This is a genomic window from Promicromonospora sukumoe (assembly GCF_014137995.1).
Taxonomy (GTDB): domain Bacteria; phylum Actinomycetota; class Actinomycetes; order Actinomycetales; family Cellulomonadaceae; genus Promicromonospora; species Promicromonospora sukumoe.
The window spans coordinates 2,209,254-2,235,336 of the sequence record NZ_JACGWV010000001.1 but is presented as its reverse complement, the minus strand read 5'-3'; the positions used below and the strand labels follow the sequence as shown (position 1 = coordinate 2,235,336).

At 72.9% G+C, this 26,083-nt stretch carries 26 protein-coding genes; 16 read left to right on the top strand and 10 right to left on the bottom strand.

Annotation, left to right across the window (positions count from 1 at the left end; translation table 11 throughout):
- The first annotated feature begins 66 nt into the window (after positions 1–66).
- Complete coding sequence (locus tag FHX71_RS09880; RefSeq protein ID WP_182615808.1) at positions 67–1,443, top strand: NAD-dependent malic enzyme; 1,377 nt, start codon at positions 67–69, stop codon at positions 1,441–1,443.
- A gap of 76 nt (positions 1,444–1,519) precedes the next feature.
- On the opposite strand, the gene FHX71_RS09875 is transcribed toward FHX71_RS09880, so the two are convergent.
- Entirely contained in the window at positions 1,520–1,714 is a 195-nt protein-coding gene (locus tag FHX71_RS09875; RefSeq protein WP_182615806.1) for a hypothetical protein, read from the bottom strand.
- A gap of 112 nt (positions 1,715–1,826) precedes the next feature.
- Between FHX71_RS09875 and FHX71_RS09870 the strand changes: the two genes are divergently transcribed.
- Together FHX71_RS09870 and FHX71_RS09865 are read left to right on the top strand one after the other, a co-directional pair.
- Positions 1,827–2,849 carry an LLM class flavin-dependent oxidoreductase gene (locus tag FHX71_RS09870; RefSeq protein ID WP_182615804.1) on the top strand — a complete coding sequence of 341 codons (1,023 nt, stop codon included), beginning with the start codon at positions 1,827–1,829 and terminating at the stop codon, positions 2,847–2,849.
- A 102-nt stretch (positions 2,850–2,951) separates the two neighbouring features.
- The gene (locus FHX71_RS09865) at positions 2,952–3,521 is read left to right on the top strand and encodes a carboxymuconolactone decarboxylase family protein (protein WP_182615802.1); all 570 of its coding nucleotides are present in this window, start codon (positions 2,952–2,954) and stop codon (positions 3,519–3,521) included.
- Positions 3,522–3,525: 4 nt separating this feature from the next.
- On the opposite strand, the gene FHX71_RS09860 is transcribed toward FHX71_RS09865, so the two are convergent.
- The gene (locus tag FHX71_RS09860) at positions 3,526–4,233 is read right to left on the bottom strand and encodes an AAA family ATPase (RefSeq protein WP_182615800.1); all 708 of its coding nucleotides are present in this window, start codon (positions 4,231–4,233) and stop codon (positions 3,526–3,528) included.
- Between the two features lie 187 nt (positions 4,234–4,420).
- Between FHX71_RS09860 and FHX71_RS09855 the strand changes: the two genes are divergently transcribed.
- The 3 genes from FHX71_RS09855 (at position 4,421) to FHX71_RS09845 (ending at position 7,980) form a co-directional block, all read left to right on the top strand.
- On the top strand, positions 4,421–4,885 hold the full coding sequence (locus FHX71_RS09855) for a helix-turn-helix transcriptional regulator (RefSeq protein ID WP_182615798.1): 465 nt from the start codon (positions 4,421–4,423) through the stop codon (positions 4,883–4,885).
- 5 nt (positions 4,886–4,890) lie between these two features.
- Positions 4,891–5,322 carry a VOC family protein gene (locus FHX71_RS09850; RefSeq protein ID WP_182615796.1) on the top strand — a complete coding sequence of 144 codons (432 nt, stop codon included), beginning with the start codon at positions 4,891–4,893 and terminating at the stop codon, positions 5,320–5,322.
- Between the two features lie 219 nt (positions 5,323–5,541).
- Positions 5,542–7,980: an ATP-binding cassette domain-containing protein gene (locus tag FHX71_RS09845; RefSeq protein WP_220489600.1), complete on the top strand. Its 2,439-nt coding sequence runs from the start codon at positions 5,542–5,544 to the stop codon at positions 7,978–7,980.
- Between the two features lie 63 nt (positions 7,981–8,043).
- On the opposite strand, the gene FHX71_RS09840 is transcribed toward FHX71_RS09845, so the two are convergent.
- Positions 8,044–8,733: a response regulator gene (locus tag FHX71_RS09840; protein WP_182615794.1), complete on the bottom strand. Its 690-nt coding sequence runs from the start codon at positions 8,731–8,733 to the stop codon at positions 8,044–8,046.
- A gap of 91 nt (positions 8,734–8,824) precedes the next feature.
- On the opposite strand from FHX71_RS09840, the gene FHX71_RS09835 reads away from it, so the two are divergent.
- On the top strand, positions 8,825–10,117 hold the full coding sequence (locus FHX71_RS09835; RefSeq protein ID WP_182615792.1) for an ATP-binding protein: 1,293 nt from the start codon (positions 8,825–8,827) through the stop codon (positions 10,115–10,117).
- Positions 10,118–10,179: 62 nt separating this feature from the next.
- On the top strand, positions 10,180–11,262 hold the full coding sequence (locus FHX71_RS09830) for a fatty acid desaturase family protein (RefSeq protein WP_182615790.1): 1,083 nt from the start codon (positions 10,180–10,182) through the stop codon (positions 11,260–11,262).
- Positions 11,263–11,304: 42 nt separating this feature from the next.
- On the opposite strand, the gene FHX71_RS09825 is transcribed toward FHX71_RS09830, so the two are convergent.
- Complete coding sequence (locus FHX71_RS09825) at positions 11,305–12,183, bottom strand: NmrA family NAD(P)-binding protein (RefSeq protein WP_182615788.1); 879 nt, start codon at positions 12,181–12,183, stop codon at positions 11,305–11,307.
- Positions 12,184–12,238: 55 nt separating this feature from the next.
- Positions 12,239–13,174, bottom strand: coding sequence for an oxidoreductase (locus FHX71_RS09820; RefSeq protein ID WP_182615786.1), 936 nt, complete (start codon positions 13,172–13,174; stop codon positions 12,239–12,241).
- Between the two features lie 107 nt (positions 13,175–13,281).
- Here FHX71_RS09820 and FHX71_RS09815 point away from each other — a divergent pair, with 107 nt between their 5' ends.
- The 3 genes from FHX71_RS09815 (at position 13,282) to FHX71_RS09805 (ending at position 14,808) form a co-directional block, all read left to right on the top strand.
- Complete coding sequence (locus tag FHX71_RS09815) at positions 13,282–13,941, top strand: helix-turn-helix domain-containing protein (protein WP_182615784.1); 660 nt, start codon at positions 13,282–13,284, stop codon at positions 13,939–13,941.
- Between the two features lie 83 nt (positions 13,942–14,024).
- A complete protein-coding gene (locus tag FHX71_RS09810) occupies positions 14,025–14,408 on the top strand; it encodes an MmcQ/YjbR family DNA-binding protein (protein WP_182615782.1) in 384 nt (127 codons plus the stop codon).
- Between the two features lie 13 nt (positions 14,409–14,421).
- The gene (locus FHX71_RS09805; RefSeq protein WP_182615780.1) at positions 14,422–14,808 is read left to right on the top strand and encodes a nuclear transport factor 2 family protein; all 387 of its coding nucleotides are present in this window, start codon (positions 14,422–14,424) and stop codon (positions 14,806–14,808) included.
- On the opposite strand, the gene FHX71_RS09800 is transcribed toward FHX71_RS09805, so the two are convergent.
- Positions 14,802–15,809 (bottom strand): NAD(P)-dependent oxidoreductase, encoded by a 1,008-nt coding sequence (locus FHX71_RS09800; protein WP_182615778.1) that lies wholly within the window; start codon positions 15,807–15,809, stop codon positions 14,802–14,804. The two genes, FHX71_RS09805 and FHX71_RS09800, sit on opposite strands and share 7 nt — an antisense overlap.
- A 1,072-nt stretch (positions 15,810–16,881) precedes the next feature.
- Here FHX71_RS09800 and FHX71_RS09795 point away from each other — a divergent pair.
- Positions 16,882–17,478 carry a TOPRIM nucleotidyl transferase/hydrolase domain-containing protein gene (locus FHX71_RS09795; RefSeq protein WP_182615777.1) on the top strand — a complete coding sequence of 199 codons (597 nt, stop codon included), beginning with the start codon at positions 16,882–16,884 and terminating at the stop codon, positions 17,476–17,478.
- A gap of 28 nt (positions 17,479–17,506) precedes the next feature.
- Here FHX71_RS09795 and FHX71_RS09790 read toward each other — a convergent pair whose 3' ends face one another.
- Both FHX71_RS09790 and FHX71_RS09785 read right to left on the bottom strand, forming a co-directional pair.
- Entirely contained in the window at positions 17,507–18,553 is a 1,047-nt protein-coding gene (locus FHX71_RS09790) for an alcohol dehydrogenase catalytic domain-containing protein (protein ID WP_182615775.1), read from the bottom strand.
- Positions 18,554–18,594: 41 nt separating this feature from the next.
- Complete coding sequence (locus FHX71_RS09785) at positions 18,595–19,497, bottom strand: TIGR03621 family F420-dependent LLM class oxidoreductase (protein ID WP_182615773.1); 903 nt, start codon at positions 19,495–19,497, stop codon at positions 18,595–18,597.
- Positions 19,498–19,671: 174 nt separating this feature from the next.
- Between FHX71_RS09785 and FHX71_RS09780 the strand changes: the two genes are divergently transcribed.
- The 4 genes from FHX71_RS09780 to FHX71_RS09765 all read left to right on the top strand — a co-directional run bounded on the left by FHX71_RS09780 (position 19,672) and on the right by FHX71_RS09765 (position 24,327).
- Positions 19,672–20,703 (top strand): tyrosine-type recombinase/integrase, encoded by a 1,032-nt coding sequence (locus FHX71_RS09780; protein ID WP_182615771.1) that lies wholly within the window; start codon positions 19,672–19,674, stop codon positions 20,701–20,703.
- A gap of 110 nt (positions 20,704–20,813) precedes the next feature.
- Positions 20,814–21,821: an ATP-grasp domain-containing protein gene (locus FHX71_RS09775; protein ID WP_182615769.1), complete on the top strand. Its 1,008-nt coding sequence runs from the start codon at positions 20,814–20,816 to the stop codon at positions 21,819–21,821.
- Positions 21,818–23,092 (top strand): glycosyltransferase family 2 protein, encoded by a 1,275-nt coding sequence (locus tag FHX71_RS09770; protein WP_182615767.1) that lies wholly within the window; start codon positions 21,818–21,820, stop codon positions 23,090–23,092. The genes FHX71_RS09775 and FHX71_RS09770 overlap by 4 nt, the downstream gene beginning before the upstream one ends.
- Positions 23,089–24,327, top strand: a complete 1,239-nt coding sequence (locus FHX71_RS09765; protein ID WP_182615765.1) for a hypothetical protein — start codon at positions 23,089–23,091, stop codon at positions 24,325–24,327. Before FHX71_RS09770 ends, FHX71_RS09765 begins: the two co-directional genes overlap by 4 nt.
- Here FHX71_RS09765 and FHX71_RS09760 read toward each other — a convergent pair.
- The gene (locus FHX71_RS09760; protein WP_182615763.1) at positions 24,260–24,994 is read right to left on the bottom strand and encodes a sensor histidine kinase; all 735 of its coding nucleotides are present in this window, start codon (positions 24,992–24,994) and stop codon (positions 24,260–24,262) included. The two genes, FHX71_RS09765 and FHX71_RS09760, sit on opposite strands and share 68 nt — an antisense overlap.
- Positions 24,991–26,043 (bottom strand): PIG-L family deacetylase, encoded by a 1,053-nt coding sequence (locus FHX71_RS09755; RefSeq protein ID WP_182615761.1) that lies wholly within the window; start codon positions 26,041–26,043, stop codon positions 24,991–24,993. Before FHX71_RS09755 ends, FHX71_RS09760 begins: the two co-directional genes overlap by 4 nt.
- Positions 26,044–26,083 lie beyond the last annotated feature (40 nt).

Genomic DNA, 26,083 nt, shown 5'->3' with positions numbered 1-26,083 from the left:
CCAGGTGCGCGCACGCCCGTGCGCCTGTGCCGGCCGACGAGGGCCGGGGGACCGAGGAGAACAACGATGTCGCTGCCCAGCCCGAGCTACACCATCACCCTGCGCGTGGAGGTGGCCGCGTCGCAGCGCGCCACGAGCACGGTGGTAGCGGCGGTAGCCGACGCCGGGGGCGCCGTCATGGGCGTGGACATCGCCCACTCGACGTCGCACGGCCTGGTCGTGGACGTCACGTGCGACACGATCGACGCGGAGCACGGCGAGCGGGTCGTGGCGGCGGTGAACGCCATCGAGGGCGCGGAGGTGCTCAAGTCGAGCGACTCGACGTTCCTGATGCACCTGGGCGGCAAGATCGAGGTCACGAACAAGGTGCCCCTCAAGACGCGCCGCGACCTGTCGCGCGCGTACACGCCCGGGGTGGCGCGGGTGTGCCTGGCCATCGCGGACAAGCCCGAGGACGCGCGCCGCCTGACGATCAAGCGCAACACGGTCGCCGTCGTCACGGACGGCACCGCGGTGCTGGGCCTGGGCGACATCGGCCCGGCCGCGGCGCTGCCCGTGATGGAGGGCAAGGCGGCGCTGTTCAAGGAGTTCGGCGGCGTGGACGCCTGGCCGGTGTGCCTCGACACGACGGACACGGACGAGATCGTGCGGATCGTCAAGGCGATCGCGCCCGTGTACGGGGGCGTCAACCTCGAGGACATCGCGGCGCCGCGCTGCTTCGAGATCGAGGCGCGGCTGCGGGCCGAGCTCGACATCCCCGTCTTCCACGACGACCAGCACGGCACGGCGATCGTGGTGCTGGCGGCGCTGGTCAACGCGCTGAAGGTGGTGGGCAAGGACCTGGCGGACGTGCGGATCGTGGTGTCCGGCGTCGGCGCGGCGGGCAACGCCATCATCCGGCTGCTCAAGGCGCAGGGGGCGCGGCACATCGTGGCGTTCGGGCGGGACGGCGCCCTGCACCCGGGCGTGGTCACCGACGACCCGCACCGGCGCTGGCTGGTGGACAACACCAACGTCGACGGCTTCGCCGGGACGCTGCAGGAGGGTCTCAAGGGCGCCGACGTGTTCGTGGGGGTCTCGGCGGGCGGCATCCTGTCGGGCGCGGACGTGGCGCAGATGGCGCAGGACGCGATCGTGTTCGCGCTGGCCAACCCGACGCCGGAGGTGGACCCGCTGGAGGCGGCCGAGACCGCCGTCGTGGTGGCGACGGGGCGCAGCGACTACCCGAACCAGATCAACAACGTGCTGGCCTTCCCGGGCCTGTTCCGGGGGCTGCTGGACACCGGGGCCACGGACATCACCACCGAGCTGCTGCGGGTCGCCGCCGTCGCCATCGCGGAGGTCGTCGCGCCCGACGAGCTGAACAGCGCGTACATCATCCCGGGCGTGTTCGACCACCGGGTCGCGGACGCCGTGGCGGACGCCGTGCGCAAGCAGGCCTGAGCACGTCAGAGGCCCTGTCGGGCGGCGCTGTGCGCCGTCGGACAGGGCCTCGATGCCGAGCGTCCCAGGGGGACGGTCAGCCGATGCTGCCGATCGCCTGGTTCACGATGCCGCTGATGACAGCGGCGGTGCCGAGGACGAGGACGAGCAGGGCGCCGGTGGAGGCCACCAGGGGGATCCACCAGCGCACGGTCTCCGGCTGGGTGCGGCCGTAGAAGTGGCCGGGCTGCGCGGAGGTGGTGCGGTCGAGATAGGCGTCGTTGTTGCTCACACTGATACAGACGCACGGGGAGCACGAAACGATGCCCCACCGCCGATAACAGTTCGGGAACGTTCGTCCCGTCGCGGGACGGGACCGACATCCCGGGGGAGTTGAGGTCAGCGTGAAGAACATCGGGTTCCTGTCCTTCGGTCACTGGACACCGCATCCGCAGTCGGGCACGCGCTCGGCGTCGGACGCGCTGCTGCAGTCGATCGACCTGGCCGTGGCCGCCGAGGAGCTGGGCGCGGACGGCGCCTACTTCCGGGTGCACCACTTCGCGCGGCAGCTCGCCTCGCCGTTCCCGCTGCTGGCGGCGATCGGGGCGCGCACCAGCCGCATCGAGATCGGTACCGGCGTGATCGACATGCGCTACGAGAACCCGCTCTACATGGCGGAGGACGCCGGGTCCGCGGACCTGATCTCCGGCGGGCGGCTCCAGCTCGGCATCAGCCGCGGGTCACCCGAGCAGGTCATCGAGGGCTACCGGCACTTCGGGTACGAGCCCGCGGCGAAGGACGCCGGCGGCGCCGACCTGGCCCGCGAGCACACGGCCCGGTTCCTGGAGCTGCTCGACGGCGAAGGGTTCGCCGAGCCCAACCCGCGCCCCATGTTCCCCAACCCGCCCGGCCTGCTGCGCGTCGAGCCGCACTCCGACGGGCTGCGGCAGCGCATCTGGTGGGGTGCGGGCTCCCGCGCGACCGCCGAGTGGACCGCGGCGCAGGGCATGAACCTGATGTCCTCCACGCTGCTCACCGAGGACACCGGCGTGCCGTTCCACCGGCTGCAGGCCGAGCAGATCCAGCGGTTCCGCGACGCGTGGACCGAGGCCGGGCACGAGCACACCCCGCGCGTGTCCGTCAGCCGCAGCATCTTCCCGATCACCGACCAGCGCGACCGCCAGTACTTCGGCGCCGAGGTCTACAGCGAGGACCAGGTGGGCCACCTCGACACCGGGCCCGCCCGGTTCGGCAAGACGTACGCCGGCGAGCCCGACGAGCTGGTCGAGGACCTGCGCGCCGACGAGGCCATCGCGGCCGCCGACACGCTCCTGCTGACGGTGCCCAACCAGCTCGGCGTCGACTACAACGCGCACGTCATCGAGAACATCGTCAAGCACGTGGCGCCCGCGCTCGGCTGGCGCTGAGCGCGGCGTCGTCGTCCGTGCCCTGACGCGACCGGTGGGCGGGTGACGATCTCACCCGCCCACCGGCTGTCGGGCCGACGACGGCGGTGGGACGCTGCGAGGATGACCATCATCAGGACGCCCGAGCCCGCCCAGGCGACCGGCGCCTGGGCCGAGGGATACGCCGGGGACCTCAAGGAGCTCGGCTACGTGCCGAGCCACACCCGCGTCATGGCCACCAACCCGCAGGCGCAGCGCGCCTTCGAGGACCTGACTCGCGCGATCGTGCCGAGCATCGGCCTGCGCCTGTACGAGCTCGTCACCCTCGCCGCCGCGGGTGCCCTCGGGTCACGCCCCTGCCTCCTGGCCCACGGCCGCAGGTCCCGCACCGTGTTCGACGACGCCCAGCTCGAACGCATCGCCCTCGACTACCACGCCGCCGGCCTCACCGCGCTCGAGGTCACCGCCATGGAGCTCGCCGAACGCATCAGCACCGACGCGCAGGCGCTCACCGAGCAGGACACCCTGCGGCTGCGCGACCTCGGGCTCACCGACCGCCAGATCGTCGACGTCGTCCTGGCCGCCTCCGCCCGCAACTACTTCAGCCGGGCCCTGCACGCGCTCGCGGTCGAACCCGACGTACCGCCCGACCTGCCCGACAGCCTCCGGGAAGCGCTGCTCAGCGACCTGTGACGGCTCACGCGGCGCAGGGGTTCGCCTGTCCCGGACCGTCCAGGCCCTCCGCCCGGCTCGCCACCACCACGGGCGAGCTGTGCAGCACCAGGTCACGCACCTGCCCGAACGCGTCGCACCGCTCCATCAGGTACACCGCCGACCACGGACCCTGCGGACCACCGGCCGCCGACGCCAGCATCGAGCGCTGCGCCGTCCACCGCTCCCAGTGCCGCACGAACTCGTCCGGCTGCACCACGCGACCCCGGTCCAGCTGCCCGTCCAGCGCGTCCCCCAGGGACACGTCCACGGCCACCAGCACCGGGTCCCACCCGGACCACCGCGCCAGCAGACCCAGCAGGTCCCGCCGGCGTTCGCGGGTCGCGGTGTCGTGCAGCAGCAGCGGGTGGCCCGGCCGCGGACCCCGCACCAGGTACAGCACGGTCGCCACCGCGTGCAGTGCGTGCACCGCCCAGCGGTACGTCGCGTACGGCACCCACGAGGGCAGACGCGCGGCGATCCGGCGACGGTACCGGTCGGGATCGAGCACCACCGCACGCGGGATGTCGGCGCCGACGTGCGCCAGCAGGGTGCTCTTGCCCGCGCCCGGCACACCCCCCACGACGACCAGCAGCGCGGCGGCGGCCCCGTCGTCGGGGCGAGCGGCCCGGGCGGGCCAGGTGCTCAGTGCGGTCCGGGTGCGCGGGCCATGAACTGGGGCGGGTGTCGTCACGTGGTCCTCCATACGTAGGGGGCCGGGTGAGCAGCATCGCGCGAGCCGATCCGGAAACACCGGGAGCACCCTGGGAAGGCACTGGACCACGCAGACATCGGACAGTTGCTCGTTACCACCCCTACAACGGCTGAAAGGGTCCGATTTGTTCCCGCGCGGACGCCCCTGACGTGGCAACATCACACTCGTGACCAGCAAGACCGCCGACGCCGACCGCCTGCGCGACCTCGCCCTGCTGCGCCGCGTGCGTGACCGCATGGACCGCGACTACACCCAGCCCCTGGACGTCGCGGCGCTCGCGGCCGGGGTGCACATGTCGGCCGGCCACCTCTCGCGCCAGTTCAAGGCCGCGTACGGGGAGTCGCCGTACAGCTACCTCATGACGCGCCGCATCGAGCGCGCCATGATGCTCCTGCGCCGGGGCGACCTGAGCGTCACGGAGGTGTGCTTCGCGGTGGGCTGCTCGTCGCTCGGCACGTTCAGCACGCGGTTCGCGGAGCTGGTCGGGGTGCCGCCGAGCGTGTACCGCGACGACCCGGTGCTCGCGGGCGCCCAGGTCGACACGGCCGGCCTGCCCGCGTGCATCGCCAAGCAGGTGACCAGGCCCGTCAGGAATCGAGAAGCGCGAACCCCGGGACCGGACCTAGCGTGACTTTCATGAGCACAGAACAGAGCAAGAGCACCGGCCTGACCATCCACCAGACGTTCCTGCCGCACACCGACCCCGAGGCCTCCCTCGGCTTCTACCGGGACGCCCTCGGCTTCGAGGTCTTCCTCGACGTCGGGCAGGGGGCGATGCGCTGGATCACCGTCGGCCCCGCCGACCAGCCGGACACGTCCATCGTGCTGACCCCGCCGGGCGCCGACCCGGGCGTCACCGACGAGGAGCGGCGCACCGTCGCCGAGATGATGGCCAAGGGCACCTACGCCGCCGTCATCCTGGGCGCGCCCGACCTCGACGCGGCGTTCGAGCGGGTGCAGGCCAGCGGCGCCGAGGTCATGCAGGAGCCCGTCGACCAGCCGTACGGCTTCCGCGACTGCGCGTTCCGCGACCCGGCCGGCAACACCGTCCGCATCAAGCAGCTCTGAGCGGGCCGCCATGTGCGTCCCCGGGCTGGCGGCGTACCTGCGGGCGGCCGACGTCGGTGCGTCCGACGTCGAACCGTCTGACATCGGACCTGCCGCCATCGTCCTGATCCCGGACGGGCCCGTCGAGGGAGACCGGCCCGTCCTCGCCACAGCGCAGGTCACAGCACCAGCCACAGCGGGCGTCACCGCACCAGGTACCACTGCCACGGAAGGCCGAGCATGAACACGGCGAGCACCACGACCACCAGCAGCACCAGCCCGGCGGACGCGTCGTCGTCCGCCGCCCAGTCGTCGGCCACCCATCCGGCCGACAGCCACGACCTGATCCGGGTGCACGGCGCGCGGGAGAACAACCTCAAGGACGTGGACCTGGAGATCCCCAAGCGGCGCCTGACGGTGTTCACCGGGGTCTCCGGGTCGGGCAAGAGCTCGCTGGTGTTCGCGACCATCGCGGCGGAGTCGCAGCGGATGATCAACGAGACCTACAGCGCGTTCGTGCAGGGCCTGATGCCGTCGCTGTCGCGGCCCGACGTCGACCTGCTGGAGGGGCTGACCACGGCGATCGTCGTCGACCAGGAGCGCCTGGGTGCCAACCCCCGCTCGACGCTCGGCACCGTGACCGACACCAACGCGCTGCTGCGGCTGCTGTTCAGCCGGCTGGGCACGCCGTCGGCCGGTCCCGCGGTGGCGTACTCGTTCAACATCCCGGCCCGTAAGGCGAGCGGTGTGATGACGTCGTCCACGGGCGAGAAGCAGATCGTGCGCGAGGCCGTCTACCACGGGGGCATGTGCCCGCGGTGCGAGGGCCGGGGCACGGTCTCGGACATCGACCTGAGCGAGCTGGTCGACGAGGACAAGTCGCTCAACGAGGGCGCCATCACGGTGCCCGGGTACAAGGCGGGCGGCTGGTCGGTGCGGTTCTTCACCGAGTCGGGGTACCTCGACGGCGACAAGCCGGTGCGCGACTACACGGAGACGGAGCGGCACGACTTCCTGTACCGCGACGCGACCAAGCGCAAGATCGGCGGCGCGAACCTGACCTACGAGGGCCTGGTGCCTCAGGTGCGGCGCTCGATGCTGACCAAGGACCGCGACGCCCTGCAGCCGCACCTGCGGGCGTTCGTGGACCGGGCGGTCACGTTCATCACGTGCCCGGACTGCGGCGGCACGCGCCTGGCGCAGGCTGCGCTGGCCTCCCGGATCAAGGGCATCAACATCGCCGAGGCGTGCGCGATGCAGATCGGCGACCTGGCGGACTGGGTGCGTGGCCTGGACGAGCCGTCGCTCGCGCCGCTGCTGAGCAACCTGGGCAACCTGCTGGACAAGTTCGTGGAGATCGGGCTGGGCTACCTGTCGCTGGACCGGCCCTCGGGCACGCTGTCCGGGGGAGAGGCGCAGCGCACCAAGCTGATCAGCCACCTCGGTTCCGCGCTGACGGACATCACGTACGTGTTCGACGAGCCGACGATCGGCCTGCACCCGCACGACATCCAGCGGATGAACGACCTGCTGCTGCAGCTGCGGGACAAGGGCAACACCGTGCTCGTCGTCGAGCACAAGCCCGAGACGATCGCGATCGCCGACCACGTCGTCGACCTCGGGCCGGGCGCGGGCAGCGACGGCGGCACGGTCTGCTTCGAGGGCACCGTCGAGGAGCTGCGCTCCAGCGGGTCCCTGACGGGCCGGCACCTGGCGGACCGGGCGGCGCTGAAGGACTCCCCGCGTACCGCCACGGGCGCGCTGGAGATCCGGGGCGCGAGCACCCACAACCTGCGCGACGTCGACGTCGACGTGCCGCTGGGCGTGCTGTGCGTCGTCACGGGTGTCGCCGGGTCGGGCAAGAGCTCGCTGATCCACGGCAGCCTCGCCGGGCGCGACGGCGTCGTCGTGGTGGACCAGTCGGCGATCAAGGGCTCGCGGCGGTCCAACCCGGCCACCTACACCGGGCTGCTGGAGCCGGTGCGCAAGGCGTTCGCCAAGGCCAACGGCGTCAAGCCGGCGCTGTTCAGCGCGAACTCCGAGGGTGCGTGCCCCACCTGCAACGGCGCGGGCGTGGTCTACACGCAGCTCGGGTTCATGGACACCGTGGCGACCACCTGCGAGGAGTGCGAGGGCAAGCGGTTCCAGGCGGCGGTCCTGGACTACCACCTGGGCGGCAAGGACATCGCGGAGGTGCTGGCGATGTCGGTGGCCGAGGCCGAGGAGTTCTTCTCCGCCGGGGAGGCGCGCACACCGGCGGCGCACAAGATCCTGGCGCGTCTGGCCGACGTCGGGCTGGGGTACCTGAAGATCGGGCAGCCGCTGACGACGCTGTCCGGTGGCGAGCGCCAGCGCCTCAAGCTCGCCACCCACCTGGCGGAGGACGGCGGCGTGTACGTGCTGGACGAGCCGACGGCGGGCCTGCACCTGGCCGACGTCGAGAACCTGCTGGCGCTGCTGGACCGGCTGGTCGGGTCGGGCAAGTCGGTGGTGGTGATCGAGCACCACCAGGCCGTGATGGCGCACGCGGACTGGATCATCGACCTGGGCCCGGGCGCGGGGCACGACGGCGGGCGCGTGGTCTTCGAGGGCACGCCGACGGACCTGGTGGCCCAGGCCCGCGCGGGCGAGCCGACGCTGACGGGCCGTCACCTCGCGGACTACGTCCAGGCGCCGTGACGTGTCAGACGTACAGGTCCCTGGAGGGACCTGTACGTCTGACACGTCAGCGCATCTGACACGTCAGCGGTTGGCGCGCACCAGGCCCGACTCGTAGGCGCAGACGACCATCTGGGTGCGGTCGCGCAGGGCGAGCTTGTTCAGGATGCGGGAGACGTGCGTCTTGACGGTCTGCTCGGCGAGGTGCAGCTCGGTGGCGATCTCGGCGTTGGACCGGCCGGCGGCCACGGCCTTCATGACGTCGAGCTCGCGGTCGGTCAGGGAGCCCAGGGTGGCGTCGGCCGACGCCGGTGCGGCCGGGCGGGCGGCGTAGTCGGCGATCAGCGCCCGGGTGATCCGCGGGGACAGGAGCGCCTCGCCGGCCGCGACGATGCGGACGGCGTGGGTCAGCTCCTCGGGCGGGGAGTCCTTGAGGAGGAACCCGCTGGCGCCCGCGCGCAGGGCGGAGAAGACGTACTCGTCGGCATCGAACGTGGTCAGCATGATGACCTTGGGCGGGGTGCCGGGCATCGCCATGATGGTGCGGGCCGCGTCCAGGCCGTTGACCTTCGGCATGCGGATGTCCATCAGCACGACGTCGGGCTGCACGCGGCGCACGACCTCGCTGATGCCGGCGCCGTCGTCGCTCGTGCCGACCACCGTGATGCCGTCGTGGGCGTTCAGGAGGGCCTCGAACCCGGCGCGGATCATCGACTGGTCGTCGACGATGAGCACGCGGATGTCGCGCGCGGAGGCGTCGGGCACGGGTGGCATGGGGACAACCTAACCGAGAGACGAAAGTATGACGGCGGGTCCGTCGTACGGGTGACGCGCCGGGCGGGGGCCAAGGCTTAGCCTGCGGGTGATGGATCACCCAACCCCGACGCCGCGACGACGGCTGCGCGCCCTGACCCGGCTGGACGTCAGCGCCGTCTCGATCGCCCGGCGCGAGGTCGTGTGGCTGTGGTCCGTGGTCTCGTTCATCGCGGTGACGCTGGTCGCCGTCGGCTGGCCGGTGACCGCGTCCGGCTACGGCACCCACCCCGCGGCGGCCATGGCGTTCACGCTGGTCAACTGCGCCGCCGCGATCCTGGCGGTGCGGTGGCCCTGGGCCGGGCTCGGCGCGTCCGTCGCGGGCTCCCTGGCGCTGATGGTCGTCACCGCCGGGGCGGCGCCCGAGTGGCCGTGGCCGTGGCCGGTCACCGTGCTGCTCGCGCACTGCCTGACGGTGTTCGTGCTGGCCCTGCGCCACTCCTGGTACTGGGCGGCGTCCCTGTGGTCCGTCGGCGCGATGCTGACCGTGTGGGCACCCGCGATCCTGAGCGACGGCGGGCACCCGTCCGCGTTCGCCAACGGCGTCGTGCTGGTCTCGCTGAGCGGCGGGTTCGCCCTCGTCGGCGTGATCATGCGGCTGTGGAGCCTGAGCGTGCTGCGCATGGAGCAGGCCGAGCGGCTCAGCGCCGCCGAGACAAGCCGCCGGCGGGAGCTGGAGGAACGCAACCGGATCGCCCGCGAGCTGCACGACGTCGTCGCGCACAGCATGTCGGTCATCACCGTCCAGGCCTCCACGGCCCGCTACCGGCAGCCCGGCCTCGACGAGGCGGTGCAGAGCGAGTTCGAGGAGATCGCCGCGTCGTCCCGGCGTGCGCTGAGCGAGATGCGCGGTCTGCTCGGCATCCTGCGCGGCCACGACACCGCCCCCACCGCACCGCTGCCCGGCCTCGCCGACGTCACGGGGCTGATCGAGTCCACCCGCGCCTCCGGCGCCGAGATCACGTACGACGGCGCGGACACCGGCTCAGACTCTGAGGATGGCACCGAGGACGGCACCGCAGAGGGCACCGAGGTGTCCGAGGTCGTCGGGCTCACCGCGTTCCGCGTGGTCCAGGAGGCGCTGAGCAACGCCCTGCGGCACGCCCCGGGCTCCGCCGTCACCGTACGTATCAGCGGCGACGGCCACGAGCTGCGCGTCGTCGTCACCAACACGCCCCCCGGCCGCGACGACGAGCCCACCCCGGGCGCCCGCCTCGGCCTGGCCGGCATCCGCGAGCGCGTCGCGGCGATCGGCGGGACCGTCACCGCGGGCCCCACGCTCGACGGCGGCTTCGAGGTCACCGCCACCCTGCCCGTCGAGGACGCCGACCCACTACCTGCGTAGGGGGTGAGTTTGGCTCCTGCGGGGGACGCGCGGCACCACACCGCGTTCCTAGGTTGACGCCCATGACGACCGAAGCCCCGCCCCGCCCGGCCCGCCAACGACGCACGGCCCGCAACGCGCAGACCAACGACTACTTCGAGCTCGTCGAGCGCGCCAACGCCGCGGGCCTCATGGGGCGTCGCGTCGGCTGGTACGTCGGCCGCACCATCGGCTTCGCCGCGGCGCTCGCGGTCGGGTTCACGCTGCTGCTCACCCTGGGCGACACGTGGTGGCAGCTCGCCGTCGCGGCCTTCTTCGGCATCGTGTTCACCCAGGGCGCCTTCCTCGCGCACGACGGCGGGCACCAGCAGATCTTCGCCACGGGCAAGCACAACGAGTGGTTCTCCCGGATCATCGGCAACCTCGGCGTCGGCCTGAGCATCGGCTGGTGGAACCGCAAGCACAACAAGCACCACGGCAACCCCAACGTGATCGGCAAGGACGGCGACATCGACACGGGGGCGCTCGTGTTCGTGCCGGGGGAGGAGGTCGGGCGCACCGGGTTCCTCGGCTGGGTGACGCGGCGCCAGGGCTGGCTCTTCTTCCCGATGCTGGCGCTGTTCGGTCCGGTGCTGCACGCCAAGTCGGTCCAGACGCTCGCCACGACCCCGGGGATCAAGCACCGCGCGGCGGAGAGCGTCATGCTGGGCATCCGGCTGATCGGCTTCCCGACCCTCGTCTTCCTGACCCTCGGTCCGGTGCTCGGCCTGGCGTTCCTGCTGGTCCAGCTCGCCACGTTCGGCGTCTACATGGGTGCCACCTTCGCCCCCAACCACAAGGGCATGCCGCTGCTGCCCAAGGACAACAGCGTCGACTTCCTGCGCCGCCAGGTCCTCACCTCGCGCAACATCCGCGGCGGCTGGTTCGTCGCCTGGGCCATGGGCGGCCTCAACTACCAGGTCGAGCACCACGTCTTCCCGCGGATGCCCAGCGTCAACCTGCGCCAGGTGCGGCCCATCGTGCAGGAGTTCTGCGCCGAGCGCGGCATCCCCTACACCGAGACCGGGCTGCTCGAGTCCTACAGGATCATCGTCAACTACCTCAACCGCGTCGGCCTGGGGTACGCCGACCCGATGGACTGCCCGATCGTCGCGCAGTACCGGTAGGCCTTCAGCAGGTCCGGGGTACCAAGGTAGGGGCGGGCCGGCTCAGGCGGTCGCGCGGACGACGACGTCCAGCGCCGCCGGGCCCCGGCCCGTCAGCCGCAGCACCTCGTCCGACACCACGCCCCACCGGTCCTGCCGGACCGACGCGAACATGCCGGAGTACGCGTACGTCCACCACGGGTCCTCGCCGGCCCTGGCCAGCTCCTCGGCCAGGACCGGCGGCGGCACGTCGGTGTACCGCACCGCCCGGCCCGCGATCCCGCTCAGCACCTCCGCCACGGCGTCGAGGGACAGCGACACCGGCCCCGACAGGTCGTGGGCCCGCCCACTCGGCGGCAGCAGCGCCAGCGCAGCCAGGCACCGCCCGACGTCGGACCGCGAGACCAGCGACACCCGGCCCTGCCCGGCCGGGACCCGCAGCTCACCCGAAGCCAGCGCCGGCCCCAGGAACGCCGCGAAGAACTCCGTGAACAAGGACGCCCGCGCGAACGAGAACGGCAGCCCGCTGCCCTCCACCAGCCGCTCCGTCCACCCGTTCGTGAACGCGTAGCAGAACGGCGACGCCGGGTCCGCGTCCACCCCGCTCAGGTACACCACGTGCCCCACCCCGGCGTCCGCGGCGGCCCGCACCACGTTCTGGTGCTGCACCAGCATCCTGGCCGCCTCACCGTCCCCGGACACGAACACCAGCACGTCCACGCCCTCCAGCGCCGCCACCAGCGACCCCGGGTCGTCGTAGTCCCCACGCACCGCGGAGACCCGGCCGGACCGCGCCGCCCGCCGTGCCGCCTCTGACAGCAGGGCAGGCACCGCCTCCGGACGACGCGCGAGCGCCACGACCTCCGGCCCGGCGCTCGCGGCCAGGAGGCTGACGACCTGACTGCCCACGGTGCCGGTCGAACCGGTGACGGCGATCCTCACGCGGGTCAGGCTACGCGGGGGGACTGACACGGCAGTGGCCTGGCAGGACGGGGGGCTACGCGACGGCGTCGAGCACGGCCAGCTCGTCCGCCGTCAGCCGCAGGGCGCTCGCGGCGACGTTCTCCTCGAGGTGCGTGACGCTGCCCGTCCCGGGGATCGCCAGGACGTGCGGGCCGCGGTGCAGGGTCCAGGCCAGCCGCACCTGCGCCGGGGTCGCACCGTGCGCCGCCGCGACGGCCGCGACCTCGGCTGTCCCGGTCTCGTCCGGGCCGCCGGCGGGCGAGGCGCCCGGGACGGCCGCGCCGACGGCGAAGAACGGCACGAACGCGATGCCGCGCTCACCGCACAGAGCGAGCACGTCGTCGTCCTCCCGGTTCGTCAGGCCGTACTGGTTCTGCACGCACACCACGGGGGCGATGCCGAGCGCCTCGGCGAGCTGCCCGGCGAGCACGTTGGAGACGCCGAGGTGCCGCACCAGGCCCGCCTCGCGCAGCTCCGCGAGCGCCCCGAAGTGCTCCGCCAGGGAGTCGGGCTCGCGTCCCTCGCCGGCCATGCGGGTACCCCAGCGCAGGTTGACGACGTCCAGGTGGTCGCGGCCGAGCTGGCGCAGGTTCTCCTCGACCTGGGCGCGGAGCTCGTCAGGGCGCGCCATCGGCTCCATCGCGCCGTCCCGGGAGCGGGCGGGGCCTACCTTCGTGGTGATCACCAGGTCGTCCCCGTACGGCTGCAGGGCGGTGCTGATCAGCTCGTTGGCCGAGCGCGTGGGCGTGAAGTAGAACGCGGCGGTGTCGATGTGGTTCACGCCGAGCTCGACGGCGCGGCGCAGCACCGCGAGCGCCGAGTCCCGGCTGCGCGGCGCCTCGTCCCAGGGCATGCCCATCAGGCGCATGGCGCCGAGCCCGATGCGGTTCACGGTGCGGTCGCCGAGCTGCCAGGTGGTGGGGGTCGTCACGGTGGGGTTCGTCGTGTTCGAGGTCGTGTCTGTGGTCATACGGCCAGCGTGCCGCCGGGCTCGCCCGAACCCACGGCGATGGCAGGTTGTTGCCGCCTCCGGGGTGCGCCTGGTGTCCTGTCGTGCCGCCGGGCATGATCGAAGGCATGCAGACGGGGGAGATGGTCACCATCGTGCACGGCGAGCGCGAGCTCCTGGAGCGCACGGGGCACCTGCTGGCGTCCGCGACCGACGTCGCCTGCGCCGCCAACGACCTCGCCACCTGGGCCAGGGCCCAGGCGTCCGGCGAGCTCGCCGAAGCGATCCGCACGCGTCGGCCCAGCGACGTCCGCATCCGCAAGGTGTACCGCTCCGCCCTGCTCCTGGACCCTGTCGCCGCCCAGGGCCTGGCCCGCGACCGCGACCGGCACGGCGCGCAGATCCGCATCACGGGCGACGAGATCAACGAGACGATCATCCTGGACCGCCGCCTCGTCATCCTGGCCGGCGACGTACGCGCCGGGCAGCGCAGCTACAGCGTCATCACCCAGCCCGAGACCGTCCAGGGCGTCACGTCGCTGTTCGAGGCCGCCTGGCGGTCGGCCACCGACCTCGACGTCTACGACACCCGGATCGCCGAGATCCGCCGGCTCGCACCCCAGGTCCTGGACCTGCTGAGCCAGGGGGTCAAGGACGAGACCGCGGCCCGCACCCTGGGCCTCGGCGTGCGCACCTACCGCCGCCGCGTCGCCGAGCTCATGGACGCCCTGGGCGCCGGGTCACGCTTCCAGGCAGGAGTCCGGGCCCGGGAGCTCGGGCTCGTCTGACCCGGTCTCCGACGGCGGTCGCACGGGACGCTGGTCGGACGCGGACCGGCGGGCATGTCAGTGGCTGGTGCAAGACTCCCCACGTGACCGAACGCGCCCCCGTACCCGTCGACGTCGTCCACCGGATCGCCGCGATCCTCGAACGCCTGCCCGAGTGCCGGGAGCACGACGCCTGGACCGGCGTCGCCTGGAAGACCCGCGACGCCACCGTCGCCCACGTCTTCGGCGGCGAGGACGGCCTGGTCCGCGTCACCTTCCGCGCCGAACCCGACGAGGTCCACGCCTTCCAGCACATCGGCCCCCAGTACTTCAAGGCCGACTGGGGCAGCAACGTCGTCGGCGTCGTCCTGGACCAGCACACCGACTGGGACGAGCTCACCGAGCTCCTCACCGACTCCTACTGCATCCAGGCACCCGACCACCTCGCCGCACAGGTCGACCGCCCGGGCATGCCCGACGCCGGGTGAGTAGCCTCGACGCATGAGCAACCGCGAAGCCGTCGAGACCTGGATCCGCGACTACGAACGACTCTGGCGCACACCCGGCACCGACGGCCTCGACCGGCTCTTCACGGCCGACGCCACCTACCTGACCTCACCCTGGGCCGAGCCCATCACCGGGCTCCCGGCGCTCGCGGAGTTCTGGGAGAGCCACCGCGACGGTCCGGACGAGGAGTTCACCCTGACGGCCCAGGTCATCGCGGTGGACGGCCCGACGGCGGTGGTGCGGGCGAGCGTGGAGTACCTCGAGCCGGGGGACCGGTGGCGGGACCTGTGGGTCCTGGAGCTCGACGTCGACGGTCTGTGCGCCGCCTTCGAGGAGTGGCCGTTCGCCCCGGGTCTGGAGGGCCAGCACAACGGTCAGTAACCCTGCTTCCTGGCGACGGCCGACGCGGGCCGGGCTCCCGCCCGGATCTCGGTCAGGGCGGCGTCCAGGGCGCCCACGACGTCGGACGGCAGGGTCAGGCCGGAGACGTGCGGCGTGACGGTGACGTCGGACCGCCGCCACAGGGGCGACGACGCCTCCAGCGGCTCCCGCTCGACGACGTCCAGCGTCGCGTGGCGCACCGTGCCGTCGTCGAGTGCGTCCAGCAGCGTAGACGTGCGGACGGCCGAGCCGCGGCCGATGTTGACCAGGTGCACGCCGTCGAAGGCGCGCAGCAGCCCGGGCGTGACCAGGCCGTCGGTGTGTGGCGTGTGGGGGAGTGCGAGGACGAGCACATCTATACGTGTCGGGTCGAACGGTGTCGTGTCGAGTCGTGCTGCGCCGTCGCGCGTTCCGTCGGGGCCTTCGCCGGAGAATGCCTGGGCGAGGGGGAGTGCGGCGTCGAATGCGTCGTCGGGCCGGCCGCTCCGGCTCAGCCCGACGACGCGGTACCCGAGGCCGCCCAGCGACCGGGCGATCGCCGCGCCCATGGCGCCGGTGCCCAGCACGACGGCCTCGCCACGCGCGGGCGCGACGGGCGGGTTCGACGCGTCCCAGGCCGCCGTCGCCGACTGCGTCAGGTACCGGGCAACCTGCCAGCGCTCCGCGAGAACCCAGGTCAGCACGTACTCGGCGATGCGCCCTGGCATCGTGCCGGTGGTGCGGGTCAGGAGCACGCCGTCGGGCAGGGCGGGCGCCAGGTGCTCGACGCCGGCAAAGGGGGAGTGGACCCACGCTGAGCCTCCCGCCTGTCCTGGATCGGTAGTGATCGCGAGTGTCGCGTCGCGCTCGGTGACCTCCAGCCCGTGCGCGCGGGCCCATCCGTCGAGGGCGTCGCGCCAGGTGGGGTCCACACCGTCGCCGAGGCGCACGGTAGGACGACGGCGGAGCGCGTCGGCCAGCGCATCCACATCAGGTTCACGGGCGTCGGGTCCAGGCGTCATGCGGCGATTCTGCCTGGAGGAGCGCGCGGCTCCGTTATGTCAGCGAGCCGGGGTTGCCGGTCGGAGCGCCGATCTTCGGTGAGGAGCCTCCAGAAGCCCGTCAGGGCGTCAAAGTGACGAGGCGATGCCTGCTGGCATGGCTCGGAGCCCGACGACGATCACATCCCGACCACGCTGCACGGAGCACGCACAGCACAACGCGCTCGTACTGCAGGCTGGAGCACCCAGGCGGCTCGACGTCGATCACCACGAGCACCACGAGGTCGAACTTCGCGCCCCGCAGGGTGCGCACACGGCACAGAATCAGCTTCAGAACCGGCACAGATGCTGAGATCTCGCCATTCTGGGCTAGATCCGATAATGCACATTATGTCATTTCGGCGTGGAGGCGACGCGCAGACAGGTCCCCCGATGACGGCGGCACTCTGCGTCCAGGCCGGCAGTCTGCCGCGCAAAGTTGGCACTCTGCACCGAGGTCGGTCCAGGCCTGTGCCGACCTCGACGCAAACTGCCGACCCCCAATACGGACTGCCGACTCTGTGCGGCAGGCTGCCGACCCGAGCGGCTGAGGCGGCTGGTGATCGCAGGCCTACGCCATGCATCTGCTGCCAGGACCTGACTGGTTCCGGCAGAAACTGCATGGTCCGACACGGGGCTAGACGCGGCTCACCGGCGGCCGCGCCGTGCACCGGCCCAGAGCTGGCGCGTGGCCCGATCCATGGCCTTGCGCGACCCCTACCCGCCCGCTGAGTCAGAGCTTTGTGCAGCCCTTGGCCCCGCCCCTGATGCGAGATCCGTCGCCGAACCGGTCGGTTGCGTCGAGACCGGTCCACCGACCGACCGGTCTCGACGCAACCGACCGAAGCCATGCGAACACCGGGCCGGCGCCCGAGCGCCCAACCGGCACCTACTGGCTCAGCTCGCCCCACCCCTACCCCAGATGCCGGGCCGCACCTCTAAAGCATTGTGTATAGCGCAACACAACTGTTTTCAAAAACCAGGTAAGATCACCACGGTAGCAGGCGAGAAATCTGCGGCGGCTCCCCTGCTACCGGGCATACGCTCCGAGACGATGAACCTCGCCGGGATACTCGCCGCCTCCACGAGCACAGCCGTCCTCGTGGAGGGCGAGAGCGACCGCGCGGCCGTCGAGGCCCTCGCCGCACGACAGGGCCTCCCCCTCGCCCGCCGTGGTGTGCAGGTCATCGCCATGGGCGGCATCACCAACATCGGTCATCACCTCGTCGCCCTGGTGGACCTGCCGCCGAACGCCACGAGAACCATCCGGATCGGCGGCCTGTACGACGCCGCCGAGGAACGCTTCGTGGTCAAGGGCCTCGACCGCGTCGGGCTCCGCCCCGCGGCGTCGACCACTCCCCTGTCCGAGCACGGCTTCTTCCGGTGCGACCGGGACCTCGAGGACGAGCTCATCCGGGCGGTCGGCGTCGACGCGTTCGTCGAGCTCATCGCGGCCGAGGGCGAGCGGCGCAGCTTCGAGCGCCTCCAGGGCCAGCCGGTGCAGCGTGACTGGACCGTCGCCCAGCAGCTGCACCGGTTCCTCGGCAGCAAGGCCGGCCGCAAGGAGTACTACGGGCGGCGCCTCGCCGAGGTGCTCCCCCTGGACCGCATACCGGAGCCCCTGGAGGCGCTGCTGCGCTGGGCGGCCTGAGGAACCAGCCGACAGGAGAAACGAGCCGTCAGTCCCGCCCTGGGTCGAGCACCACCATCCCGGCGCGCGGCGCGGTGTCCATGGTCGGCAGCAGCTCCGCCGCCTCCTGCAGGCCCACGACCCGGTCGAGCAGGTCCTGCGGGCGCAATGCCCCCGAGGCCACCAGGTCGAGCATCTCCGGGTAGTCGACGGCGGCCATGCCGTGGCTGCCGAGCACGTCGAGCTCCCAGCCGATCACGCGCCCCATCGGCACGCGCGGGCCGCCGTCGACGGGCGGGAAGAGGCCGACCTGCACGTGCCGGCCACGGCGTCGCAGGCTCAGGATCGCGTCGGCGCACGTCCGCTCGCTCCCGACGGCGTCCACCGCGACGTGCGCACCGCCATCGGTCACCTGGTGCACGACGGCGGGGACGTCGAGCCCGTCGGCCAGCACGGTGCGCTCGGCGCCGGCCCGGCGGGCGGCCTCCAGGGCGCCCTCGGACCGGTCGACGGCGACGACGCGCGCCCCACGCGCCACGGCGATCATCACGGCGCTGAGCCCGACGCCGCCCGCACCGACGACCACCACCCACTCCCCTGACTGGACCCGCGCCCGGCCGGTCACGGCCCGGTAGGCGGTGGCGAACCGGCAGCCGAGGCTCGCCGCGGCCTCGAAGGACACGTCGTCGGGCAGGGCCACGAGGTTGGCGTCGGCGGCGTTCAGCACGACCAGCTCCGCGTACGAACCCCAGTGCGTGAACCCGGGCTGCGTCTGGTCGGGGCAGACCTGGGCCTGCCCGGTGCGGCACCACTCGCAGGTGCCGCAGCCGCTCACGAACGGCACGGTGACCCGGTCGCCCTCGCGCCACCGGGTGACGCCCGCCCCCACCTTCTCCACGGTGCCCGCCAGCTCGTGGCCGGGGACGTGCGGCAGGGCGGGGATGTCGGTGTCGTGACCGGCCCACGCGTGCCAGTCGCTCAGGCACAGCCCGGTGGCGTGCACGCGCACGACGCCGCCGCCGTCGGGGGCCGCCGGGTCGGGGACCTTCCGCACGGAGGTGGGGCCCTGGAACTCGTCGAAGAGGATCGCTCGCACCGACGGATTCAACCACGCGACGCTGACACCCCCGGGCGCCCTCACTCCCCCGACAGCAGCCGCAACACCGGGGTGAACGCGTCCACGAGCTCCTCGGACACCACGAAGTAGGAGACGCCGAGGCGCTCGCGGCGCTCCCGGAGCTGGTCGGCCATCTCCTGCGGCGACCCGCTGACCACGGACACCGCTCCCCTGGCCGCGAGCGCCGCGGGGTCGATGCGGTCGGCGAGGTAGCGGGGTACGGCGTCGCCGACGGCCATGAGGTTGATGTTGAGCTCGACGGGTGCGTCCCGGCCGGCGGTGGTGGCGGCGTCGTGCAGGAGCGTGACGAGTGCGGTGGCGGTGGGTGCGTCGGCGTCGAGCGGGATGCCGAGGGCGACGGTGTCGGCGTGCTGTGCGGCGAGGGTGAGCATGCGGGGGCCGCCGGCGCCGATGAGGAGCGGTACGTGGGGCAGGTCGGTGCCGTGCGGGAGCACGGAGGCGTCGGTGGTGGTGTAGTGCTCCCCCGTGGTGGTGACGGCCTGGCCGGCGAGGAGGCGGCGGATGATGTCGACGGACTCGGCCAGGCGGGAGACGCGGACGCCGGGGCGGTCGAACGTGCGTCCGATCATGGCGTCGTCGGGGCCGGTGCCGGGGTGGCCGGCGCCGATGCCGAGCTCGAAGCGCCCGTCGGACAGGACGGCGAGGGTGACGGCGTCCTTGGCGACGAGCACGGGGTGGCGGAAGTCGTTGGCGAGGACGTAGGTGCCCAGGTGCAGGCGGGTGGTGACGGTGGCGGCCGCGGCGAGCAGGGGCAGCACGGACAGGCCGTGGGCGATGCTGTCGGGTGCGACGAGGGTGTCGAAGCCGAGGCTCTCCACGTGTCGTGCGTGGTCCAGCCAGGCGGTGCCCGTGCGTGCGGGGGTGGCGACGACGCCGAAGCGGAACGGGGTGCTGGCGGTCATGGGTGTCTCCGTCCTGGGCTTGTCTCCTGTCCAGGTAACCCTCGGCCCCCGGCGGCCGCCAGCGCATTCGCCGGTGGGCGAAGCCGCGACCGCGCACCCGACGTGCTCCGTCGCAGGTCAGCGCCATATTCCGGCATATCGGGAGTGTCAGTGGCCCCGTCTAGGGTGACGGTCATGGTCGCTCCTCCGCGCCTCGAGCGCATCACCGTCGACGAAGCCGCCCGCCGTTACCTGGCCGCGGTCGAGGTCGAGACGATCCGTGGGGTCCTGTCCCCCGCCACCGCGCGCAGCTACACGCGTGACGTGACGGAGTTCGGGCGGCTGACGGGCCGCGAGCGCATCCTGGACGACGTGACGGGCGGGGACGTCGACACCGTGCTGGTGCGGTACCAGTCCGCGCCCGACGCCCGCTACACGGACCCGGACCGCAAGCCCGGCCCCGGGCGCAGCACGGCGACGGTCAACCGGTTCCGACAGTCGGTGACGCGGTTCTTCGCGTACGCGGCGCGGGAGTGCTGGGTGCAGGCCGACCCGATGCAGTGGGCCGCGCCGCCCGCGAAGGTGCGCGGCACCCTGCGTACGGCCCGGACGGCGCTGTCGGCGGGTGCGGCGCGCAGTCTGCTGACCTCCCCGGCGTCGGACACCCCCGCGCGCACGGACCAGGACCTCGCGCTACGGGACCGGCTGGTGGTCGCCCTGCTGCTGGTCCTGGGCCCGCGGGTCTCGGAGCTGGCCCGCACGGACGTGGACGACGTCGCCCGTGAGCCGGAGCGCACCACGTGGCGCATCCGCGGCAAGGGCGGCAGCACCCGCACGGTGACCCTGTCCCCGCCGCTGGCCCGCGCCCTGGACGACTACCTCACGCACCTGCGGCCCACCCTGGCCGCCAAGCGCCCCCGGGACGACGACGCGCAGCGCGCCCTGCTGCTGTCCTGGCGGGGCCGGCGCATCGACACCCAGGCGATCCGCGCCCTGCTGGCCCGTGCCGTGCGCCGCATGCCCGCTCCTTACCAGCGTGAGGCCACCCCGCACGCCCTGCGGCACACCACCGCGACCCTGCTGGTCGCCGACGGCTGGGACGTCAAGGTGGTCGCCGAGCTCCTCGGGCACGCGTCCATCGCCACCACCGGCGTCTACCTCGACCGCATCGAGGGCGAGCTGGCCGCCGCCATCCGGTCCCACCCGCTGGCGGCCGCCTTCGACTGAGCGCCACCGGATCGGCCCGGCGGGCCCGTGGTTCCGAGTGCGCCCCCACCCCCTGCGGGCGAGACTCGGTAACAGACCCGACCGAGGAGCGCGCCGATGCGGACCGACCGATGACCACGCTGCTGGTGACGGGTGCGGGCGGTCCCGCGGGCCGTGCGCTCGGGGCCCAGCTCGCCGCCCGGGCCGCCGCGGGCGCCGACCTCACCTGGGTGGGGGTCGACATCGTGCCCGTCGACGACCCGAACTACCCCGCCACCGACCACGCACCCCGCGCCGACGCCTGGGACTACGTCACCGGCATGCGGGACCTGGTCGTCAAGCACGCCCCCGACCTGGTGATCCCCACCGTCCAGGACGAGCTGCCCCAGGTCGCCGTCCTCGCCCAGACGCTCGACCACGCCACCACGGTGCTGACCGCTGCCCCGGGGCCTGCGGCGCTCGCGGCCGACAAGCTGCTCACCATGCTCGCGCTCGACCGCGCCGGCGTGCCCGTCCCCCGGTACGCGCTGCCGACGGACTTCGAGAGCGTGGACGAGGCACTCGCCTGGGCGCACGGCCCCGTCGTCATCAAGCCACGCGTCTCGCGCGGCGGACGCGGCGTCCGGCTCGTCGAGTCCGCCGCGGACCTCTCCGCGCCCGGCGACCCAGGAGACCTGACCGGGCCCGCCGGACCGACGGTCTGGACCGCCCTGGACGCCTCCTGGATCGTGCAGACCTTCGCCGAGGGCACCGAGTACTGCCCGCAGCTCTTCCGCCCCACCGCGAGCGCCGGCACCCCCGGCATCGACGGCACAGGCACCACGGCCGTCGTCCTGGAGAAGACGGTGCTCAAGCAGGGCCGCGTGGGCAACGCCGCCGCCGTCGTCCGCCCCGCCGCCGGCACCCTGCCCGACGTCGAGGACGTCGCCCGCCGCGCCGTCGCCGCACTCGGGCTGACCGGACCCGCCGACCTCGACATCCGCCGCGACGCCACGGGCGCGCCCCTGGTCCTGGAGGTCAACGGACGCTTCGGCGCCAACAGCGAGCACACCCCGGAGCTGCTCGACGCCGTCCTGGGCACCTACCAGCACGGCACCTACCCGGACGGAACAAGCCGACCAGCGCAGGCACCCCGATGACCGACGCCCTGGCCGCGGCCGTCCTCGTCTTCGGCGCCACGATCCTCGTCATCGGCCTGGCCCGCCTGCTCATCGTGCCCTGCGCCCTCTGGTTCGAGGTCCGCCACCGGCGCCCGCCCGCGGGCACCCCACCCCACGCCGCGACGATCTTCGACCCACCACCGGCCGCGCCGCCCTCCATCACGGTCGTCGTCCCCGCCTACAACGAGGGCGTCGTGCTCGACGCCTGCGTCCGCTCCATCGCCCGCAGCGACTACCCCGACTTCGAGGTCGTCTGCGTCGACGACGGCTCCACCGACGACACCTGGGCACAGCTCCAGGCGCTCGCGGCCGAGCTGCCCCGCGTGCGCGCCCTGACCCAGCCCAACGGCGGCAAGGGCGCGGCCCTGAACCACGGCATCCGCGAGGCCCGCGGCGAGCTGCTCGTGCTGGTCGACGCCGACGGCGTGTTCCGCCCCGACACGCTCGGCGAGATGGTCCGCGCCTTCAGCGACCCGCGCATCGGCGCCGTGTGCGGCGACGACCGGACCGTGAACCTCGACCGGGTCCAGACGCGCTACCTCGCCCTCGTCAGCCACGTCGGGACCGGGCTCGTGCGCCGCGCCCTGGACGTGCTGCGCTGCCTGCCCATCGTCTCCGGCAACACCGGCGCGTTCCGGCGCGACGTCCTGGACCGCACCGGACTCCTGCGCGAGGACACCGTCGGCGAGGACCTCGAGCTCACCTGGCGCGTCTACCGCGCCGGGTACCGCGTCGCGTTCGCACCCCGCGCCCTGGTCCACGCCGAGTCGCCCTCCACGCTGCGCGGCCTGTGGAAGCAGCGCGTGCGCTGGGCCCGGGGCCTGCTCCAGTCCGTCCGGTGGCACCGCGACATGATCGGCAACCCCCGCTACGGCGTCTTCGGCCCCTACCTGGCCCTGACCGTCGCCACCCAGGTGCTGCTGCCCGTGATCCAGGTCGCCGCGTTCGCCCTCCTGGTCACCCTCGCGTCCCTGGGCGACACCGGCTCCGTCCCCGACACCGTCTGGGAGGTCGTCCTGTTCACCGGCCTGGCGCTCTCCGTCGGCCTGCTCCTGGTCGCCGTCCTGCTGGACCGCTCACCCGGCGACCTGCGGCACGCCTGGACCCTGCCCCTGTGGCCGTTCTACTCCGCGGTGATGAGCCTGGTCATGATCCGCGCGATCTGGCTCGAGCTGAGCCGCGCCGACAACCGCTGGAACAAGCTCGAACGCACCGGCACCATCTCCGTCGACACCGGACGGGAACCATGAACAAGCACACCGCCCACACCGCGAACCGCAGCGCCGTCCGCGCCGCCGCCCGTACCACCGCGAGCGCCGCGACAGTCGCCGTCGCCGCCACGCTCGCCCTCGGCGGCTGCACCGCAGACCCGATCCCGCCCACCGTGGACCGCCCGCTCGTGCGGGCCGACGACGTCCAGTCGATCAGCCTCGGCATCGAGGACGTCACCGACAACGAGCAGGACTGGGACGCCGTCCGCGAGCGCCTGGACGCCGCCCACGCCAACATGGTCACGCTCGCCTCGGGCCGCGTCGAGTTCGTCGCGTTCGACTGGGAGGCCCACCCCGAGGCCGTCGCCGACGAGGGCACCGACCACCTCGCCGTGGCCATCGACGAGCTCGCCGCGGGACCGGGCGACGAGCCGCGTCTGGTCGACATCCTGATCGACGCCCTGATCCCCAAGTGGATCAGTGAGGACCCCTCGGTGGGCGGCGTCGCCGAGGACGGCTCCGTCTCGAAGTACACGCCGTCGGCCACCGCGATCCACGACGGGCCCGTCGGCGACCGGTACCTCGAGCTCGTCGAGGAGCTCGCCCGCCGCTACCAGCCCGACCAGATCACGTTCACCGAGCTGAAGTTCGACGACGAGACGTTCGGCAAGGACGACTCGGCCCTGTACCGGCAGATGACCGGCGAGGCGGACTGGCCCCGCCGGGACGACGGGAGCATCGACCAGTCCGCGCCGGAGATCGGCGAGTGGCGCTCGCAGGTGCTGGCCGACCTCCTGGACCGTGCGTCCGCGGTGCTGGACGACGTCGCCGCGGACACGGGCAAGCGGACCAAGCTCGGGATGGACACGCTGATCAACTGGGACGACCCCACCGCCGGGGTGCCGGACTCGGGCCTGAGCTACCCGGTGCTGGTCGAGCACGCCGACCGGCTGGTGCTGTGGGGGTACCTCGGCATCGGGAACCACACGCCGCGGGAGCTCGAGGATGTGCTCGCGGCGCTGGAGCGGTCCGGGATGCCCATGGAGAAGTTCATCGTGTCCGTGGGGATCTGGGACCACGGGGAGGCCGACGGCACGATCTCGCCGAAGCTGATGGCCGCCGGGGTGCGCGCCGCCGACACCCACGGCATCACGTCGGTCAACGTCACGCCGTACACCCTGATGACGCCGGAGCACTGGAGCGCACTCAGCGAGGTGTGGACGACGCTTCCCGCGACCCTCCCGGCGCCGAGCCCGTCGGAAGGGTCACCGTGACCCGGGTACCGCCGGCCGCGTTCTCTGAAGCCGTGCTCTCGACGACGACGTCGCCCCCGTGCGCGCGCACGACCGCCGCCACGACGGGCAGCCCGAGCGTGAGCCCCCGCACCTCCTGCCCGGCCCGCCCCAGCAGCTCCTGACCGTCCGCCGGCCCGGTGTCGGCGACCTCGACGACGGCGCCCGGCGTCGTGACGCCCACCCGCACCGTCACGGACCCGCCGCGCGGCGTGCGCCGGACCGCGCCGTCCAGCAGGCTGTCGATCGCGACCACGAGGGCGTCGGGGTCGCCCGGCACCAGGACCGGCCCGGGCAGCTCGGCCGTCAGGGACACCCCGGCGACCCGCGCCATCGGCCCCAGCTCGGCGACGCAAGCGCCCGCCACGTCGGCCAGGTCCAGGTCCTCGCGGCGCAGGCCGAACGTCCCGGCCGCGAGGTGCGCGGCGACCAGGAGCTCGTCGACCAGGCGCAGCATGCGCCGCCCGTTGCGCTCGATGACCTCCGCGTACCGGTGCTGCTCGTCAGTCAGGGAGCCCACGCCCAGGAGCTGCGCGTACCCGATCACGGCGGTCAGCGGGGAGCGCAGCTCGTGCCCGACCAGGCCGAGGTCGGCGTCCGGCCCAGGTTGCTCTGCCGGCTCGGACGGCCCGGGCTCGGGCGTGCTCACCCGAGCACCGTCGGCGACGCCGGGGCCAGCCGCATCGTGGACCGCACCGTCTCCAGCGGCTCGGCGTACCGGCCCTGGGTGAACCGCGACCAGTACCGGGCGGTGGCCCGCACGATGTCCTCGTCCATGTAGTCGCGGTGCGCCTGGGAGCTGAAGGCGCGCAGCATCCGCAGCTTGGTCTCCAGGTACTCGTCGATGTCGATGAACCGGTTGGGCTGGTAGTCGATCGTGGACGAGGGGCTCTGGAAGCACGCGAGGTCGGCCACGCCGCGGCACGCGACCTGGACGGCCTGGTGCACGGCCCGGTGGTCCTGGTGCCGGTCGTGGTTGCTGTGCGTGTAGACCTGGTCGGGGCGGAACTCCCGGACGACCTCCTCGACGGCGGTGATCGGGCCGGATGCCGGGTCCAGGTGCGTGTCCTGGAAGCCGAGGTGGATCAGCTGCGCGCCCACGAGCTCCGCGGCCTCCTGCGACTCGCGGTGCCGTGTCCCGGCGTCCCCGCCGACGGCGCCGCCCGACATCGTCAGGATCACCAGCCGGTCCCCGGTGCCGGCGTGCGCGGCCAGGGAGCCGCCCACCCCGATCTCGACGTCGTCCGGGTGGGCGCCGACGGCCAGCACCGTCTTCGTGCGGGTGGCCGCGCGCCGGTCGCGGCCGCGGCGCACGAGCATGCTGGCCCGCTCGACGAGCAGGGCGACGTCGACGGGCTTGACCAGGAACTCGTCCACGTCGCCGCGCAGGGCGCCCACCGCGTAGTCGACCCGGTTGTGGGCCGTCAGGACGATGATCGGGACGCCGACGGCGAGCCGATGCACCTCGGGCAGGATCTGCAGGCCGGAGCGCCCGGGCAGCTCGACGTCGATCACCACGAGGTCGAACTTCGCGCCCTGCAGCGCCGCCAGCGCGCTGTCCGCGTCAGCGGCCAGGACCACGTCGACGCCCGCGTGCTGGGCCAGCACGGTGCGTGTGAAGTCCCCCGCGTCAGGATCGTCCTCGACGACCAGCGCGGACCATGCGGGGGACGGTGCACCGGACAGCTCGTCGGTCATGCGTCCTCCTCCACACAGGGAGCCACCCCGCCCCTTGGTC

What these genes read in the sequence shown, in the direction of transcription:
- FHX71_RS09880 (WP_182615808.1), top strand. Translation starts at nt 67, where the DNA reads ATGTCGCTGCCCAGCCCGAGCTACACCATCACCCTGCGCGTGGAGGTG.
- FHX71_RS09865 (WP_182615802.1), top strand. Translation starts at nt 2,952, where the DNA reads ATGACCATCATCAGGACGCCCGAGCCCGCCCAGGCGACCGGCGCCTGG.
- FHX71_RS09850 (WP_182615796.1), top strand. Translation starts at nt 4,891, where the DNA reads ATGAGCACAGAACAGAGCAAGAGCACCGGCCTGACCATCCACCAGACG.
- FHX71_RS09845 (WP_220489600.1), top strand. Translation starts at nt 5,542, where the DNA reads ATGAACACGGCGAGCACCACGACCACCAGCAGCACCAGCCCGGCGGAC.
- FHX71_RS09840 (WP_182615794.1), bottom strand. Translation starts at nt 8,733, where the DNA reads ATGCCACCCGTGCCCGACGCCTCCGCGCGCGACATCCGCGTGCTCATC.
- FHX71_RS09835 (WP_182615792.1), top strand. Translation starts at nt 8,825, where the DNA reads ATGGATCACCCAACCCCGACGCCGCGACGACGGCTGCGCGCCCTGACC.
- FHX71_RS09830 (WP_182615790.1), top strand. Translation starts at nt 10,180, where the DNA reads ATGACGACCGAAGCCCCGCCCCGCCCGGCCCGCCAACGACGCACGGCC.
- FHX71_RS09820 (WP_182615786.1), bottom strand. Translation starts at nt 13,174, where the DNA reads ATGACCACAGACACGACCTCGAACACGACGAACCCCACCGTGACGACC.
- FHX71_RS09815 (WP_182615784.1), top strand. Translation starts at nt 13,282, where the DNA reads ATGCAGACGGGGGAGATGGTCACCATCGTGCACGGCGAGCGCGAGCTC.
- FHX71_RS09805 (WP_182615780.1), top strand. Translation starts at nt 14,422, where the DNA reads ATGAGCAACCGCGAAGCCGTCGAGACCTGGATCCGCGACTACGAACGA.
- FHX71_RS09800 (WP_182615778.1), bottom strand. Translation starts at nt 15,809, where the DNA reads ATGACGCCTGGACCCGACGCCCGTGAACCTGATGTGGATGCGCTGGCC.
- FHX71_RS09795 (WP_182615777.1), top strand. Translation starts at nt 16,882, where the DNA reads ATGAACCTCGCCGGGATACTCGCCGCCTCCACGAGCACAGCCGTCCTC.
- FHX71_RS09785 (WP_182615773.1), bottom strand. Translation starts at nt 19,497, where the DNA reads ATGACCGCCAGCACCCCGTTCCGCTTCGGCGTCGTCGCCACCCCCGCA.
- FHX71_RS09780 (WP_182615771.1), top strand. Translation starts at nt 19,672, where the DNA reads ATGGTCGCTCCTCCGCGCCTCGAGCGCATCACCGTCGACGAAGCCGCC.
- FHX71_RS09775 (WP_182615769.1), top strand. Translation starts at nt 20,814, where the DNA reads ATGACCACGCTGCTGGTGACGGGTGCGGGCGGTCCCGCGGGCCGTGCG.
- FHX71_RS09770 (WP_182615767.1), top strand. Translation starts at nt 21,818, where the DNA reads ATGACCGACGCCCTGGCCGCGGCCGTCCTCGTCTTCGGCGCCACGATC.
- FHX71_RS09765 (WP_182615765.1), top strand. Translation starts at nt 23,089, where the DNA reads ATGAACAAGCACACCGCCCACACCGCGAACCGCAGCGCCGTCCGCGCC.
- FHX71_RS09755 (WP_182615761.1), bottom strand. Translation starts at nt 26,043, where the DNA reads ATGACCGACGAGCTGTCCGGTGCACCGTCCCCCGCATGGTCCGCGCTG.